Below are 17,068 nucleotides of genomic sequence, written 5' to 3'. Positions count from 1 at the left end.
AGAGAAAAACACATGGGTTTTGACCGTAATACAAAAATTGCATTCTTAGGCATGGGTCTGATGGGCAGCCGCATGGCGACCCGGCTGATTCAAGCCGGTTTTGAAGTGGCTGTATGGAACAGAACGGCATCCGCCTGTGACGTGCTGATTGATATGGGTGCTACTGGCCTAGACTTGCAAGAGATTGGGCAATATCCGGTGATTCTGACCTGTCTGGCCGATGATGCTGCCGTACAGGCAGTATTTGATCAAATCCAGAATCAACTCACTGCTGGTCAAGTGATTGTGGATTTTTCCAGTTTATCTGTGGATAAAACCAAAGCGCTGGCACAGCAGGCACAAAACCAACAAGTGCAATGGATTGACTCGCCTGTTTCGGGTGGCACGGCAGGTGCCGAACAGGGCACCTTAGTGATTTTCGCCGGTGGCGATATCAACACCATTCAAAATTTATCGCTGATTTATAATGTGCTTTCACAACGCGTGACGCGTATGGGCGAAACAGGTACCGGACAAGCGACCAAAATTTGCAACCAACTTATTGTGGCCGCCAACAGCACCTTGATTGCCGAAGCAGTGGCCTTAGCTGGACAAGCCGGTGTAGATACCACCTTGCTTGCTCCTGCTCTTGCCGGTGGTTTTGCTGACTCGAAACCTTTCCAGATTTTAGCTCCGCGTATGGCGACGCATACTTTTGAGCCGGTGCAATGGAAAGTGCAAACCCTGTCCAAAGACTTAAATAATGCCGTGCAGCTGGCCAAGCAGTTCAATTTAGATATTCCTGTGGCAAAACAGGCGCTTTCGCAATTGAAAACCCATCAAGATAAAGGCTATGCTGAAGCAGATCTGGCAACTGTCATTCAACTGGTTGAACATTGAGCAGGCCATTTCCTTTAACGAGCAAGGAGTAAAGGCATGATTAAGCTGGCGGTCAATTTATCCATGATTTTTACTGAAGTGCCTCTGATTGAGCGCTTTGCTCTGGCGCAGGCTCATGGTTTTCAGCATGTAGAAATCCAGTTTCCCTATGAACTCAGCATCGAACAGATTCAGACCCAACTGACCCTGCATGATCTGAGCCTGTGTCTGATTAATGTCCCTGCAGGTGACCTGATGCAAGGCGGAAATGGTCTGACTGGCGTACCGGGTCAAGAAATTGAGTTTTATCGTGCCCTGGAACAGGCAATTCAATACGCCACTGCGCTCAATGTACCCAGTGTGAATATCTTGGCTGGCAAGCAGCCGCTCGATTCAGACTTATTGCCCTGCTTAAATACACTGGCCAAAAATCTGAAACTGGCCTGTTCAATGTTTGCTGTACACAACATCCAGCCAGTGTTTGAAATGATTAATGGCACCGACATGCCACGCTTTCTGGTGCAGAATATTGCCCAGGCCCAGGAAATGCTGGAAGCAGTACAACACCCTGCGCTGAAAATGCAATATGACTGCTATCACATGGCGATGATGGGTGAAGATGTACTACAGGGCTTAAAGGAAAATATTCAGGATATTGGACACATTCAGTTTGCAGACTGTCCGGGACGTCATCAGCCTGATACTGCACAAATTCCCTATGCAGAAATTTTTCAGTGGTTAAACCAAAGTACCTATACAGGTTTCACTGCAGCAGAATACAAGCCACAAGCGCATTCCAGCCATTCTTTTGCCTGGAAAGATAAATATTTTGCAAAACATCCACAAAGTTAAATTATGAACAGATTTGAAATTCAGCCCCAAAACCGCTATATTACACAGTGAGATATTGTCCGGAAATTAAACCTTTTATGAATTTAGAACCATCGCCCAGCGCTTCTAATTCTCTCGAACACGCAATGAATGCTCATGCTAAAGATGTACAAGCTTGCTTGAAAGTTGTACATGAAGCCCTATTAGATGTAAAAGCAAAAGATATTCTAGAACTTGATGTCAGCTCAATCAGCAATGTGGCAGATGCCATGGTCATTGCCAGCGGTACATCAACCCGTCACATTAAAGCCCTTGCAGACAATGTTGCTGAAGAAGCACGTAAAGCGGGTTTCCGCCCTCTCGGCGTTGAAGGTGAACGTGATGCCGAATGGATCCTGATCGATCTTGGGTTTGTTGTAGTTCACGTCATGCTTCCAACAGCACGTAAATTTTACGATCTGGAAAGCTTATGGCGCGCAACTCCAGAATCAGTAGCCTAAATAAACTAAAAAAGCGACCTTCAGGTCGCTTTTTTAGTGCTGCTGTTTTTAGGATGCCCAGCCTGAACTTAAGACTGAACATGCATTCAATCAAGATTGCTGCCAATTATAATAAATGATGTAAATCCACGGACGGATATTTGCTCTTGATGTCCATTTTCACCCGTGCATAGACCTGATCGGCTTTACTTGGGCCATAAAATTCGCAATAGCATTCATATGATGCAGTAATCACCTGAGCATAACTGGTGAGCGGTAAACATTCTGCAAAAGCAGCATCATTCAGATTTGCAGATTTCTCAATCGCAATGCCCAGGGCTTGGACGTGATTTTTAACTTCCGCATTAAAATCATTCAGATCAGCTCTGGCTACTGTCTGTAGCACACCATTAATCAAATCAAAAAAAGCATCGGCAAAATCGGCTGAAATTGGCACCTCCGTTTGCACTTTCGGCTGGGTATCCAGTAGTACCTGTTTTTCAACCGCCGACATCTCACATAACACCTGTTTCAACATTTCTTTGCGATGAACACGCAATTCATCAGTATTGCAAATGTCATTCATAAAACGATTGAGTACAAATGAAGGTTTGTCGCCATACTCCTGTTCCCAGTAACTCAATACCCGTTCCAGTACAGTTCCTTGCAAATAATGACTTAAACCGCGTTCAATCGCCTGTTTCTTTTGCATCACAGTGAGTAATTCATTTGGCATAGCTACCCCCCTTCTTGGTTTAGTGGCGTTTGGTAATATCATCTGTTTCAAAAGTCACATCACGCTGAAATTCAGGATAAGACAGCTCGGCATGTTCGGTATAATCCAAACCACGTTGTTCATGTTGCGTGCTGACACGTAAACCACCCAATATTTTCTCCAGCAGCTTAAAAGTAATCAGCGCGATTCCGAATCCCCAGGCAAATGCTGCCAGCACACCTAAAATCTGAATAGACACAATTTGTGAGTTAAACATATCGGCCTCAAAAAACAGGCCTGCAGCCACGGTTCCCCACGCCCCACAAAAACCATGAACAGTAACTGCATCCACCACATCATCCAGTTTTAATTTTTCCATGACGCTTGGCATGACGCTGACAATGAGCCCGGCAATGAGTCCAGTAATCACGGCAAATAAAGGCGACATGGTGGCACAACCCGCCGTAATCCCCACTAAACCGCCCAATGAAGCATTAATTGTGGTCTGCATTAGAATTGCCTTACCACGAATTAAGGCATACAGCATATAAGCCACTGCAGCAGCACAGGCCGCCAGATGGGTATTTAAAGCAATACGACCGATACTGACACTGGCATTCACGGTTGATGCAGCATTAAAACCAAACCATGCCAGCCAGAGAATAAAACCACCCAAAGCCACCAAAGGCAGGTTATGCCCTGCCAGATGGTGAGTTTGTCCATTACGCCCGAAACGTCCCAAGCGCGGACCTAATACAATAATACCGGCCAGAGCGACCCAACCACCGATTGAATGCACCACGGTTGAACCGGCAAAGTCAATAAAACCCATTGCTTTTAACCAGCCTGAACCCTCAAAAATACTGCCCCACGCCCAACTTCCAAAGACAGGATAAATAAGGCCACTGACCACAGCAGCCCCTACAATATAAGCAACAAAGTGAATACGCTCTGCCATGGCACCACTGGCAATTGTGGTTGCAGTAGCGGCAAACATCATTTGAAAGAACAACAGATTCCAATGCCAGTCATCCAAGTCATTGGGCGCAAAATGACTGGTGCCCATCCAACCTGAAGCGTTGACCCCAAACATTAAACCAAAACCGACTAACCAGAAGACCAATCCCCCCAGACAAGCATCCATATAATTTTTCATGAGTACATTGACGGTATTTTTACTACGTACAGAGCCACTTTCCACCAGTGCAAACCCGGCCTGCATAAAGAACACCAATATACCGCCCATCACCACCCAGACACTGTCGAGCGATAAACGTATTTCCTGAATATTCGCTGTGTTTGTCGCAGCTTCACTTGCAAATGCAGGTAGTGAACATACACATAACAGCAATGCTAGATACTTTATTATTTTCATGAACAGTCCCCCTAAAACTGAATCACAAAAATGCAAAAGAAATGCCAGATTATCGAAATTTATCTTTTTATTTAAAAAGACAGGCAAATGCCAGTTTTAACACAACTTAATTTCTAAAAATATCCCTCATCGGCAATACCTATTTAGAAATAAACAGTTAATTGCCATTTTATAAAGCATTTTTGCAATATCGCTTGATCAGGCAGCACCAAATAAAACAAGAAACCATAGCCTGATAAAAGTGTGCTCTGCACTATTCTTCAATTTAATTGTTGAAAAGTCATATATTCTAGAATTAAAAAACCACCAGAAGGTGGTTTTAATCTCCCTAAATCCCTCTTTATGAAAGAGGGACTTTTGAAGCGTGGATTTAGTGACCGCCGCCGTTAATAGCTTTAGTCATGTCTTCTACGACTTTCTTGGCATCGCCGAAAATCATCATGGTTTTTTCATTATAGAACAAGTCGTTGTCCAGACCCGCATAACCGGTTGCCATAGAACGCTTGATCACCATAATAGTACGTGCTTTATGCGCTTCCAGAATCGGCATGCCGTAAATTGGTGAACTTGGATCATCTTTCGCTGCCGGGTTAACGACATCGTTTGCACCAATGACTAACACAACATCAGTTGCCGGGAAGTCCGAGTTGATTTCATCCATTTCCAGAATGTCTTCATACGCCACGTCTGCTTCAGCAAGTAATACGTTCATGTGACCTGGCATACGACCTGCTACCGGGTGAATCGCAAAACGTACTTTTACGCCCTGCTCTTTCAAAATCTCACACAATTCTTTTACCGCATTCTGTGCACGACCTTGCGCCATACCATAACCCGGTACAATCACCACGCTATCCGCATTTGACATCAGGAAGCCTGCGTCATCTGCTGAACCAGAACGGTGGTTACGTTGAACTTGCTCACCTTTATCTGCTGATGCAACTGCTGCACCGCCCATCGCACCACCAAACAAGACGTTGATGATTGAACGGTTCATGGCTTTACACATGATGTAAGACAGAATTGCACCTGAAGAACCCACCAGTGAACCCGCAACAATCAACATATTGTTTTCTAAAGTGAAACCAATACCTGCCGCAGCCCAGCCAGAGAATGAGTTCAACAGCGATACCACCACTGGCATATCGCCGCCACCGACCGGTGCAATCCATACCCAACCGAAGGCAAGTGCCAGAGCTGTCATCGCCCAGAAAGCCTGCATATTGCCAGTTGAGAAGAACACAAAACCACAACCAAGCATCGCCAGGAAAATAATCGCCTGTAGCGGTTTAACCCAGCCACCCGAAATGGTTTTCGCCCATTTTTTCGCAGCCAACTTACCGTAAGCAAATACTGAAGCGGTAAAGGTAATCGCACCAACGAAACAACCCACAAATAATTCAAAAAGATGAACTTTGCTCATGTGGGCATGTTCAACACCCGCAGCTGTTAATGCCGCTTCATTTTGTGCAAATAGTGCCGTTAACTGGTTGTTATGCAGAATCGCAGCAATCGCAATCAGCACTGCAGCCAAACCCACTAATGAGTGCATCAATGCAACGGTTTCCGGCATTTGCGTCATCGGAACGGTACGTGCACGGGCAATACCTACGATCGCACCTAACACCATTGCGCCGCCAATCATCCAGACCACAGGATGATCAGCAACAAAGAAGGTGGTGATCACGGCAATGACCATTGCAATCATACCGTAACGGTTACCGGCAATTGCTGTTTTAGGACCAGACAAACCACGTAAAGTTAAGATAAAAAGAACGGCACCCACCAGGTAGAACCAATCCGCATAGTCTCGAATGAATTCCATGTTTTAGCCCTCTTTTTTCTTTTGCTTTGGCTTGAACATTTCAAGCATACGTGCAGTTACGGCGAAGCCACCAAAAATGTTGATACTTGCCAGAAATACTGCCACTGCACCCAAAATACTGACCACGTTGATGCTCTGGAATTGCACATTGGCTTCAACCAAACCCGGAATGCCAACCGTCTGCAACATCGCACCCACCACAATAATCGATGACAAGGCGTTGGTTACCGCCATCAATGGCGTATGTAATGCAGGTGTCACGCCCCAAACCACGTAGTAACCTACGAAAATGGCAAGGACGAAAATTGTAATCGTTTCAACCATGATGACTCTCCTTAACCACGCTTCAGCAGCACTTGACCGCCATGAGTTACTAGCAGGGCTTTTTGAATTTCTTCTTCCGGATTGATGGCAAATTTTTTCTCTGCATCAAAAAGGGTATCGAGGAAATTAAAGACATTACGTGCATACAGTGCTGAGGCTTCGGTCGCAACTGTAGATGGGATATTCGGAATACCCAAAATGGTCACGCCATTATCCGTCACGACATTTTCACCGCACTTGGAACCTTCCACGTTACCGCCTGATTCAACCGCCATATCCAGAATGATTGAACCCGGTTTCATTTTGGCCACCGTTTCAGCACGAATTAAACGCGGTGCATCACGGCCGGGTAACAGTGCAGTGGTAATCACGATATCGGCATTAGAAACAGCTTTATCGACAATGGCCGCCTGGTCTTTGATATATTGCTCACCTGGCATCCAGCCATAACCATTTTTAGCAGCGTCCGCAGCTTTTTGCTTTTCTTCATCCGACATTGGTACGTCTAGCCATTTACCGCCAAGTGATTCGACCTGATCACGTGCAGTTGGACGTAAATCGGTGGCTTCAACCACAGCACCTAAACGTTTAGCAGTCGCAATGGCTTGCAGGCCGGCAACCCCAACCCCCATGATGACCACACGGGCCGGTTTTACCGTACCCGCAGCCGTCATGAGCATTGGGAACATGCGTTGATATTCTGCTGCCGCCAAAAGTACCGATTTATAACCGGCCAAGTTGGCTTGAGAAGACAGCACGTCCATGTTTTGTGCACGGGACAACGTACGTGGTAAAAGTTCCAGTGCAAATGCAGAAACCTGCTTTGCTGCAAACTGATCAAGTTCAGTGTTGCGATACGGGTCAAACATTGCAATCACTGCGGTGTTTGCTGCAAGTTTTTGAATTTCATCACCTTGAGGGGCACGAACTTTCAAAATAATCTGACTGCCGGTATAGGCATCATCGGTAATTTTGGCGCCGACCTGTTCATAGGCACTGTCAATATAAGCAGCTTTTACCCCTGCTCTACGTTCAATGACTACAGTATGACCAGCACTGATCAACTTCTTTACTGTTTCTGGCGTTGCAGCCACACGATTTTCACCGACCACAGTTTCGGTTGGGATTCCAATCTGCATGAGCGTTCCTCAAGCTAATTTTTCTTCAGTAAACATCGCGGTGAGCAATGTTTCCCCCAGGATGCGTTTTTGTTGAATTTTTGGATTCTAATTGAACTTTTTTAAATTACTACCCAATATTTATTTAATAAATACCCATATTTTGAACTGATGATTCATAAAAATAATAGTTTCATATAGGATTCGTCGGTCTTACTTTAATTTTAGCTCGTCTTCATGACTTTAAATGCCAGCCTGAAAAAGCTATAAATCCTTATCTTGACCTTTCCGTTCACCATTTCCAGCCGGCTTGTCCCACAAAATTGATCTTTCTGACATTCTTCCTTTAATCAGAATTTAAATAAATACCTAGAAAGTTGCTTGATTTAGTTATCGACTGAGTAAATTTAAATAATTTTCTCCCCCTTTATTGGCCAGAATGACATCTTGAATGGACTTGTTCCCTTAAAAAATAAGCGATTGCCTATCTGGTTTTGCCTAAATCAAGTCTGGAGCTGCATATCAGAAAAAATGCTGATTTTGCTTATTTTTATGTTTTTTTGTTATTTAATGCTTATTCGCCCTAAGTCTAAGGTAATTCAAAAAATTAATTAAAAAAAATTTTACAGCCATTTCGCTTGATGATGTTTTACACTGTATTTGTCTCAATTCAACATTTTATGCACAAATTTAGTGCAAAAATTTATTTTTGATACTCATCTTCTTGTTTTTATTACTTTTAAAAGAGTAGGCATAGCGATATAACGCTTCTAAACAAACGTGCTTGAATAAAATTCAGACAAAAACAAAACTCACTTTCCAGAGAAGCCAAGCCAGTTGTCAGTAACCTCTAGAAAATGGCTCTAAGCATCAATCATTCCTAATTGGAATTATAATTCGCATCTTTTTGCATTTAACCTCGAGGCTTAAAAACTTTATAATTCAACTTTGTCTCGATCTTCTTCGGATCAGAAGCCCTAATCAAGCAGGTAAAATGAAACCGACTCTAAGCCAAACACAATTAGGTTCATTATTTGCGATTGGTGCTGCTTTCCTGTTTAGTACCAAAGCCATTTTTATCAAGCAAACCTATGCCTTGTCGCCTTTGGTCGATGGCACGGTACTGATGGCTTTGCGTATGGCAAGTGCCTTACCGTTTTTTTTGCTGCTGTGCTGGTTTAACCGTCATCATAATAAAGAACTGGCAGCGAAAGACTGGGGTTTGTTGATTGTTGCAGGGCTCATGGGTTACTACTTTTCAAGCTGGCTGGATTTTGTTGGTCTGATGTATATCAGTGCCTCACTGGAACGGATTATTTTATTTCTCTATCCCACCCTGACGGTTCTGGCTTCCAGTGCCATTTATAAGCAGAAACTTAGCCTAAAAAGTATGCTGGCCATCGCCTTAAGTTACGGCGGTACGGTCATTGTGATGTTGCAGGAACAAAGCAACGTCGCACATGAAGGTCATTTCTGGCTTGGAAGCAGTCTGGTCTTTGCCAGTGCGGTATGTTTTGCCGGGTACTTATTGCTTACTCCACGACTGATTCAACGTTTTGGTTCATGGAATTTTACCGGTTTGGCACTGAGTATTGCCTGTATCGGCACCCTAACCCATTACATGATTGCCACGCCGCAGCCTTTGCATTTATTCACCCAGCTACCTGTCAGTGTAATTGGGTACGGTATTGCCTTAGGCCTGCTGGTCACAGTTTTACCGACGGTACTGATGGCACAGAGTATTGTCCGCTTAGGTGCTGCACAGTCTGCCATGATTGCTTCAATTGGCCCGATTCTGACCATTATCTTGGCCACTATTTTTTTAGGTGAACATTTAAATGCCATTCAATGGCTAGGCTGTATGCTCAATATCATTGGCGTCATGATGATTACTCTGGCTAAAAAGAAATTCTCACATTAATTTTTGTCTGGTCTAATCAAAGTCTGCCGCAAGCTAAAAAATACGGCTTTTAAAATAGTCACAGAACACCGAATAGAGATTGCTTTTCCCCTATATTGGTAAGTCCAGACTGATAGGGCTGCTATACTCTACATGTACATACAATACCGGCAAACTTTGCCTACCTGAAACAAAACAAGGATGGTTATGAAAACTTCTCTCGACATCAGCCAGGATAAATCTTTACTCTGGCTCATGGCCATAGCCTGTGGTCTGTGTGCGGGAGCCAACTATTATTGCCAGCCTTTAATCCATTCCATCCAGCAATATTTTCATGTTCCTGAATCACAAGTCGCCTTAACCGTGACATTTGCCCAGGTATCATATGCACTGGGCCTGTTGTTTATTGTTCCAATGGGTGACATTGTCAATAAAACCAAATTTATTCCTTTACTGATGGTCATGACTGCCATCGGTTTATTTCTATGTGCTTTTGCCGTCAACTTACCCATGCTTTGGCTGGGAACCATAATTACAGGGCTATTTTCGGTCGCAGCACAGGTCCTGATTCCCCTAGCCACCATGGCCGTCAAACCTGAAAAAACTGGTGAAGTGGTCGGCTTCCTGATGAGTGGACTTCTGGTCGGACTACTGCTATCCACCAGTCTTGCGGGTTTAATGTCCAACCTGTTCAACTGGAAACTGATCTATATGCTCAGTGCCATATTGATGCTGATGTTAGCCTTTCTACTCAAAGCCAAACTGCCCCACATCACCATATTAAAAATGAGCTATACGCAAATTTTTAAATCCATGGCGATTTTACTGAAACAGGAACCGCGTTTAGGATTTCGTTCATTGATTGGGGGTTTTGTATTTGCGGCCATGAGTACCCTGTTTTCGACGATTGCCATTTTACTGACCTCATCCCCGTTTCATCTTTCCGATGTATTGGTGGGTGTTGTAACGCTGGCGGGAGTGTTTGGTGCATTGTCTACGACGAAAATTGGCAAAATTGCCGATCAGGGCCATACCCTGTCACTGACCTGGATCGGCCTGTTAACGCTGATTGTGAGCTGGTTTTTTCTTTATTTCGGTGGGCAGTCTTTGCTGAGTTATATGATTGGCTACGGCGTAATCAGTCTGGGGCTCACCATTGTGCACACCAGTAATCAAAATATTATTTTCCGTCTACGTCCAGATGCCAAATCGCGGATTAATTCTATTTATATGACTTCTTACTTTATTGGTGGAGCCTGTGGTTCTGCACTCGGAGTCTATGCATGGCATCATGGCGGCTGGAAGATGACCTGTATTGCAGGAGTGAGTCTGGTACTCTGCGCTGCTTTTTTTGCATTTCTTGACATGCGTTATCACGCTCGCAGCGTGCCTCTTTCAAAATAAAATTGCAAATGAAACAGTTTTTGATCTTGCTGTCTATTTCAAATCATTCACCTCAGGATACTTGCACCACGGGATAAAACGGTTGATTGAACTCTATATTTTCGACATTTTCCAATAAAATTTGGATAAAGCTCGGCACCAATACAGATAAAATACTCCAAGCATTGGCTAATTGTGTCCGGTTAATAGCACTATTGTAGGTCGCTCCGCCTCGACTTAACTGTTGATATAAAGTCGTCAAGCGACTAAACAGGGATACCAACAGGCTGACTGAATCATGGTTTTGCAAGATGTGCTGGAGCTGTTGTTGTTCTGTGGCAAAAGTTGAGCGCCATGTTGCCTCACTGATTTTCTGATTACGCCAGTCCCAAAAACTCTGATACAGATATGGATTACTCAGGAGTAATCGAATGCTTGAATGTTTTTTTTCCCAAAGGATGTGAAATATTTTTTGATCAACATCTTTATGGCACATCGAGCTGAGGAAATGTCTTAAGGTGTACTGCTCCTGATCGGCAGCTTGCTCCTGTGTATACAATGCATTAAATGCCACCCATACCGTAATAAACTGTAGATCAAGATCATCATGAAGTATCAGGGCTTTTTTAAACCAGCTTAAACTGCACTGGATACGTAAATTAAAAGGCGTAGAATGTTCATTTTTTTTACTCCTATATATTTCTTCTAGAACCAACATGTTATTTTCCCTGTTGTGGTCATATCTCCAACATACTAAAAAGTTAAATTACATACAAATTCTAAGCTGACTGCACAGTTGATTTTAAGACTTTAATAAAGGCAATGATCGCTGCAAGCGACTGTCGATTTTTCATCAAACCTCGTATAATCCGCGCTTCGGTTTTTCATTATTTCAGGTTTATGCCATGACTGCTCTGCAATCTTTACAGCCTCGCATTTCGGTTGCACCGATGATGGATTGGACAATAAATTTAATTTAATTAATATAAATCAATAATTTAATATTAAGTGTAATTTTATTGGTGTAAAATTGGTGTAATTTATAAAGTCTCAAGATATAGAGGATTTAAAGTTATCCAATCTTTTTAACCAATAAAATATCCAGTCACCATTTTTCTTTTAGTGAATCATACGACAAAATTTCAGAGCACTTTAAAACTCAAATACCTATGCTTGATAGATACATATCCATGTATAAATCAATCTCAAAACTATAATTATTACATTAAAATGAATAAGTTAACCAGATCAAGAGTCGAGTAAAAAATTATTTACAACCTTTTAAATAATAAGAAGATTATTTCTTGCTTCTAAATCTCTTATTGCTATCATGACCTCCAAACACACCTTTAGTTTATAGCAAATTCTATCTATGATAGATTTGTTCTTTAGCATTTATGAGCCTTGAATGAATACTTTGAATTTCGAACTGTTTCCTAGTAATGATGTGTCTGAAAATACAGTAGAATTTAAAGGACGATTTGCAAACATAGATGCAGACAAACTACGTGGTGGTTATTACACAACTCCTGAACTAGCATCTTGGCTAAGTAGTTGGGCAATTACACGTAAAGACCAATTAATTCTTGAGCCTAGTTGTGGAGATGGGGCTTTTTTAGAAGCTGCTATTGATCGTTTATTCGAGCTTAAAGCAGATAAAAAAAATATTATTCAACAACTTACAGGTGTGGAATTTAACACTACAGAAGCCCTCAAATCTTCTAATCGTGTAGAAAAGAAACTCGACACTACAGATTCATCAATTGTCAAAAATTCGGATTTTTTTGAATGGTGGAAAAATAACAATGATAAAGATATCGATGTAGTGGTGGGTAACCCGCCATTTATTAGATATCAAACTTTTCCAGAACCACACCGTTCTCTCGCAATGGAAATAATGCAATCTCAAGGATTAGCTCCTAATAAATTGACAAATATATGGGTACCGTTTGTTGTCGCTGCTACTGCTTTATTAAAACCAGGTGGTCGTTTAGCCTTGGTACTTCCAGCCGAAATCCTCCAAGTTACATATGCAACACAATTAAGATCATTTTTAACTGAACGCTTTAAAGAAATTGAAATTATTGCTTGTAATGAACTATTCTTTGAAAATGCAGAACAAGAAGTTATCTTGTTACTAGCTGATGGTGCATTGCCTAAAAATACTAAAAATGATGATTGCCAAGTATCTTTAATTGATGCTCATTCGGTAAACGAGATTATCTCTACAAAACCAGATATTTTCTTAAAAAGACGTGAACCTAAAACGGTAAAGCATGAAAATGAAAAATGGTTGAAATACTTTCTAAGCAATAAACAAATTTCTCTAATGAGAAATTTAAGGGATGCGAAAATCTGTACCCACCTTGGAGAACACGCTCAAGTTAACGTAGGTGTCGTTACTGGAAAAAATGAATTTTTTGTACTTTCTGAAGAACAGGTATTCGAGCTTGGAATTTCAGCATATGTAACTCCTTTAGTTTCCAGATCCACTCAACTTAAAGGATCGATCGTTAATATAAAGGATTTAGAAGAGTTAGCTTCAAAGGGACATCGCGTTTTTTTACTCGATATCAATAAAGAACGGGCTAATGTAATTTCCGAAGAATTACTTAAATACATTAATTTTGGTGAAGAGAAGTTACACCATAAAGGATACAAGTGCTCAATCCGTACTCCATGGTATCAAGTACCTTCGATCTGGATTCCAGATGGGTTCTTCTTCAGACAAATCTATGATTTCCCAAGAATAGTATTAAATGAAACCCAAGCTACCGCTACAGATACAATTCATAGATTTAAAAGTAAGGGGGCTGATCCAAAGTTAATTATTGAAAATACATATTCATGGTTGACAGCAGCTTCTGCAGAAATCGAAGGTAGAAGTTATGGTGGTGGAGTTCTTGAACTAGAGCCTAAAGAAGCAGAACGCATCCTGATTCCAAAAAATCTAGCTGAGGCATTACCTATTCAAGAAGTGGATAAATTAGTTCGGGCAGGTAAGTTAAATACTGTACTTGAAGAGAATTCGCGTCTGATATTAGAAAAATCTCTAGGTTTATCAAAAGATGACTGTAACATGTTGAAAGAAATTTGGATTAGAATGAGAGACAGGAGAAATACCAGAAAACGGTCTAAAGCATAAGTAATAGTAGGTTTATGAATATTAAAGCATCTCAAGATAAAGAAATTGCACGAGCCCGATTAAAAGAGCTCGTGCAACTTTTTAAACAAAATGAATCTGATTATCTAAAAAAAAATTATAATGAGACTCAAGTCCGTACGGATTTTATAGCTCCTCTTCTTGAAATTTTTGGGTGGGATATACACAACAAAAAAGGTGTTGCCCAAAATCAGCGAGAAGTAATAGAAGAATCCGCTATAGAGGTCGCAGATGAAAAATTCTCAAAAAAACCAGACTATGAATTACGTGCTGCCAAACAAAGAAAACTTTTTATTGAAGCCAAAAAGCCACATGTAAATTTAGGAACTAATAAAGACGCAGCATTCCAGGCAAAACGATATGGTTTTTCAGGTAGCTTACCGATCGTTATCCTTACAAACTTTTATAATATTGCAATTTATGACTGTCAATTTAAACCAGATTCAGAAGATCATCCACATATAGCAAGATTATATTTAATTAAATATGATGAGTTTGAAAAGTATTTTGATCAGCTCTGGCTCTTTTTATCAAGAGATTCCATATATTCAGGCGAATTCGATAAATTCACCTCAACAAGTCTACCTAAAAAAGGGGCAGAATCATTTGATAATCTCTTTTTAAATCAAGTCAGAGAATGGAGAAAAAAATTAGCTTTAGATATATATTTAAACAATAATGCATTATCTTCTGATGAGTTAACCTACGCAGTTCAACTTTTTTTATTACGAATAATTTTCCTAAGAATCTGTGAAGATAGAGAGATAGAAAAATATCAAAATTTAAAAAATATTTCAGGAAAGTATAGTTTTAATTCATTCATGAATGAATTAAGAAGAGCTGATGAATTTTATGATTCTGGACTTTTCCGTCTTATCGATGATAAAAATTTGAATATTAAGATTTCTGATGACGTACTCAATCAGATAATTAATGAATTATATTATCCTCTTAGCCCTTATACTTTTGCTGTTGTTGAGACAGAAGTTCTAGGGGAAATTTATGAACAATTCCTTGGTGAATCAATTATTATCAATGATGATAAAATTGTGGATATTGTTTATAAACCAGAAATACGTGAAAGTGGCGGTGTTATACCAACTCCACGTTACATAGTAGATAAAATAGTTGAAGATACTCTCAATCCATTATTTCAAGATAAATCACCTAATCAAATTGAGCAGATATCTATTGCAGATATATGCTGTGGATCAGGTGTATTTTTATTATCTGTTTTTGATTATTTACTTAATTACTATTTAAATTATTATATTTTCAACCTCGATGAATCCATTAAGGATAATAAAATTTATGAAAGCTATAATAAATCCTGGAAATTAAACTATATCGAAAAAAGACGTATATTAATTGCACATATTAGAGGTGCGGATATAGACCATAATGCTATTGAAGTAGCAAAATTTAGTCTTTTATTAAAATTAATAGAAGATGAAACAGCAGAAAATTTAAAGTCTTTTGTAAAAGAATCAGCCACACCTGCCCTACCTGAATTAGATGACTATATTCTTTCTGGGAATAGCTTAGTGAGCAACTCTGAGCTATTTGAATATAATCCAAACTATAGTTTAGAAACTATAGAAAAAATTAACCCTTTTGACTTCAATTTAGGATTTTATAAAGAATTCAATAATGTAGATCCAGGATTTGATGTTATTATAGGAAACCCACCTTATATAAAAATTCAAAAAATGAAATTATATTCTCCTGAAGAAGTTAATTTCTATCAAAGTAATAAATCACCATATACAACCTCTAAAAAAAACAACTTTGATAAATATTATCTTTTTATAGAAAGATCAATTAACTTAACTACTTCTAAAGGTAGACTAGGTTTTATTATCCCAAATAAGTTTATATCAACAAAAGTTGGAGAGTCACTAAGAAGTCTATTTCTAAAAAATAATATGTTAGAAGAAATTGTGGACTTTGGTATTTCTCAAATTTTTGGAAAACAAGCTCAGAACTATACTTGCTTGGTCTATTTAAATAAAGCAGGAAGTAGCTCCATTAAAGTACATAAAGTTAATAGCTTAGATGATTGGAAGTATAATGATATTAAAGATACACTCTCTCTTAATCATTCAAATCTATCTGGCTCAGCTTGGTCATTCCCAGATTCAGACGTTCAACAAATTTTTAGCTCCATTGAAAGTAAACAGTATCGAAAACTAATAGATGTAACTGACATATTTGTAGGGTTACAAACTAGTGCTGATCCTATTTTTATATTTGAAGCTATTGATGAAACTCCAAATACTTTTGTTATGGAATGGAATGATCAAAAATGGCATATTGAAAAATCTATTTTAAAGCCATTTATGCATGATGTTATGCTCAGCCCATACACTCATACTCCTTCAAATAAGTGGTTAATATTTCCATATAGTTTTATAAAAGAAGGGGAAAAGCTAAAGGCTCAGCTAATTCAGCCAAAAGAGATGATTTCTAATTTCCCTCTCTGCTACAAATATCTAACTTCTAGAAAATTAGAATTAGAAAGACGTCAAATCAGTGGTGGGAAAAAATCAGAACAGCAATTTTATCAATTTGGTAGATCACAAAGTTTAACAAAACTAAGCAAACCTAAAATTACTTTTTCCGTTCTCTCAAAAAAAGCCAAATATACCTATGATGAACAGGATATAACGATGACGGGTGGTGGAAATGGTCCTTATTATAATCTAAGGTCTTGTTCAGCAGATATTTCAAACTATTTTTTACTCGCTTTACTACACCACCCATTAATAGAAGCTTTAATTAAGAGTCAAGCAAGCACAGTTGCTGGTGGCTATTATTCACATAGTAAACAGTATATGGAAAAATTGCCTGTTCCTAATTTATCAAATGATTTAAAAAAACAAATTGACCACTTGGTTCTAGAAATTTTAAAAAATCAAAAACTGCTAATAGAAACAAGTCTTCCACATAAACAAAATCTTATTAAAAGAATAGTCCAAAATAATATTTTTCAAGTAGAAAAAATATTTACTGAGGCTTTTGAACTTAATAATGATGAGATTGATATACTAAAAAATTATCTTAAAAATTAATATAATTAAAAAATAAAGGAGGTTAT

Annotated in this window: 13 protein-coding genes; 7 read left to right on the top strand and 6 right to left on the bottom strand. The window is 39.7% G+C overall.

The window, feature by feature from the left end:
• The first annotated feature begins 12 nt into the window (after positions 1–12).
• The 3 genes from ABJ384_RS02535 to rsfS all read left to right on the top strand — a co-directional run bounded on the left by ABJ384_RS02535 (position 13) and on the right by rsfS (position 2,189).
• Positions 13–879 (top strand): NAD(P)-dependent oxidoreductase, encoded by an 867-nt coding sequence (locus ABJ384_RS02535; protein ID WP_180080732.1) that lies wholly within the window; start codon positions 13–15, stop codon positions 877–879.
• A gap of 36 nt (positions 880–915) precedes the next feature.
• Complete coding sequence (locus ABJ384_RS02530) at positions 916–1,710, top strand: TIM barrel protein (protein WP_180042777.1); 795 nt, start codon at positions 916–918, stop codon at positions 1,708–1,710.
• Between the two features lie 77 nt (positions 1,711–1,787).
• Positions 1,788–2,189, top strand: coding sequence for a ribosome silencing factor (gene rsfS, locus ABJ384_RS02525; protein ID WP_092820286.1), 402 nt, complete (start codon positions 1,788–1,790; stop codon positions 2,187–2,189).
• Positions 2,190–2,295: 106 nt separating this feature from the next.
• Here rsfS and ABJ384_RS02520 read toward each other — a convergent pair whose 3' ends face one another.
• The 5 genes from ABJ384_RS02520 to ABJ384_RS02500 form a co-directional block, all read right to left on the bottom strand.
• Complete coding sequence (locus ABJ384_RS02520; protein WP_180042778.1) at positions 2,296–2,904, bottom strand: hypothetical protein; 609 nt, start codon at positions 2,902–2,904, stop codon at positions 2,296–2,298.
• 19 nt (positions 2,905–2,923) lie between these two features.
• Complete coding sequence (locus tag ABJ384_RS02515; protein WP_180080734.1) at positions 2,924–4,258, bottom strand: ammonium transporter; 1,335 nt, start codon at positions 4,256–4,258, stop codon at positions 2,924–2,926.
• Between the two features lie 370 nt (positions 4,259–4,628).
• Positions 4,629–6,083: an NAD(P)(+) transhydrogenase (Re/Si-specific) subunit beta gene (locus ABJ384_RS02510; protein ID WP_349928699.1), complete on the bottom strand. Its 1,455-nt coding sequence runs from the start codon at positions 6,081–6,083 to the stop codon at positions 4,629–4,631.
• Positions 6,084–6,086: 3 nt separating this feature from the next.
• Positions 6,087–6,407, bottom strand: coding sequence for a proton-translocating transhydrogenase family protein (locus tag ABJ384_RS02505; RefSeq protein WP_086195869.1), 321 nt, complete (start codon positions 6,405–6,407; stop codon positions 6,087–6,089).
• A gap of 11 nt (positions 6,408–6,418) precedes the next feature.
• The gene (locus ABJ384_RS02500) at positions 6,419–7,546 is read right to left on the bottom strand and encodes a Re/Si-specific NAD(P)(+) transhydrogenase subunit alpha (protein ID WP_086195870.1); all 1,128 of its coding nucleotides are present in this window, start codon (positions 7,544–7,546) and stop codon (positions 6,419–6,421) included.
• A 973-nt stretch (positions 7,547–8,519) separates the two neighbouring features.
• Between ABJ384_RS02500 and ABJ384_RS02495 the strand changes: the two genes are divergently transcribed.
• Positions 8,520–9,446: a DMT family transporter gene (locus tag ABJ384_RS02495; protein ID WP_086195871.1), complete on the top strand. Its 927-nt coding sequence runs from the start codon at positions 8,520–8,522 to the stop codon at positions 9,444–9,446.
• Between the two features lie 186 nt (positions 9,447–9,632).
• Positions 9,633–10,829 carry an MFS transporter gene (locus ABJ384_RS02490; RefSeq protein ID WP_349928695.1) on the top strand — a complete coding sequence of 399 codons (1,197 nt, stop codon included), beginning with the start codon at positions 9,633–9,635 and terminating at the stop codon, positions 10,827–10,829.
• 52 nt (positions 10,830–10,881) lie between these two features.
• Here the strand turns inward: ABJ384_RS02490 and ABJ384_RS02485 are convergent, their stop codons facing one another.
• Entirely contained in the window at positions 10,882–11,526 is a 645-nt protein-coding gene (locus ABJ384_RS02485) for a hypothetical protein (RefSeq protein WP_349928694.1), read from the bottom strand.
• Positions 11,527–12,216: 690 nt separating this feature from the next.
• Here ABJ384_RS02485 and ABJ384_RS02480 point away from each other — a divergent pair.
• Positions 12,217–13,953 carry an N-6 DNA methylase gene (locus tag ABJ384_RS02480; RefSeq protein WP_349928692.1) on the top strand — a complete coding sequence of 579 codons (1,737 nt, stop codon included), beginning with the start codon at positions 12,217–12,219 and terminating at the stop codon, positions 13,951–13,953.
• Positions 13,954–13,967: 14 nt separating this feature from the next.
• Positions 13,968–17,042, top strand: a complete 3,075-nt coding sequence (locus ABJ384_RS02475; RefSeq protein ID WP_349928690.1) for an Eco57I restriction-modification methylase domain-containing protein — start codon at positions 13,968–13,970, stop codon at positions 17,040–17,042.
• Positions 17,043–17,068: the final 26 nt, after the last annotated feature.

Origin of the sequence: Acinetobacter sp. A1-4-2, from assembly GCF_040233925.1 — a bacterium.
GTDB lineage: Bacteria > Pseudomonadota > Gammaproteobacteria > Pseudomonadales > Moraxellaceae > Acinetobacter.
Note: the sequence above shows the minus strand (reverse complement) of the source record. Positions and strands in the feature narration are given on the sequence as shown.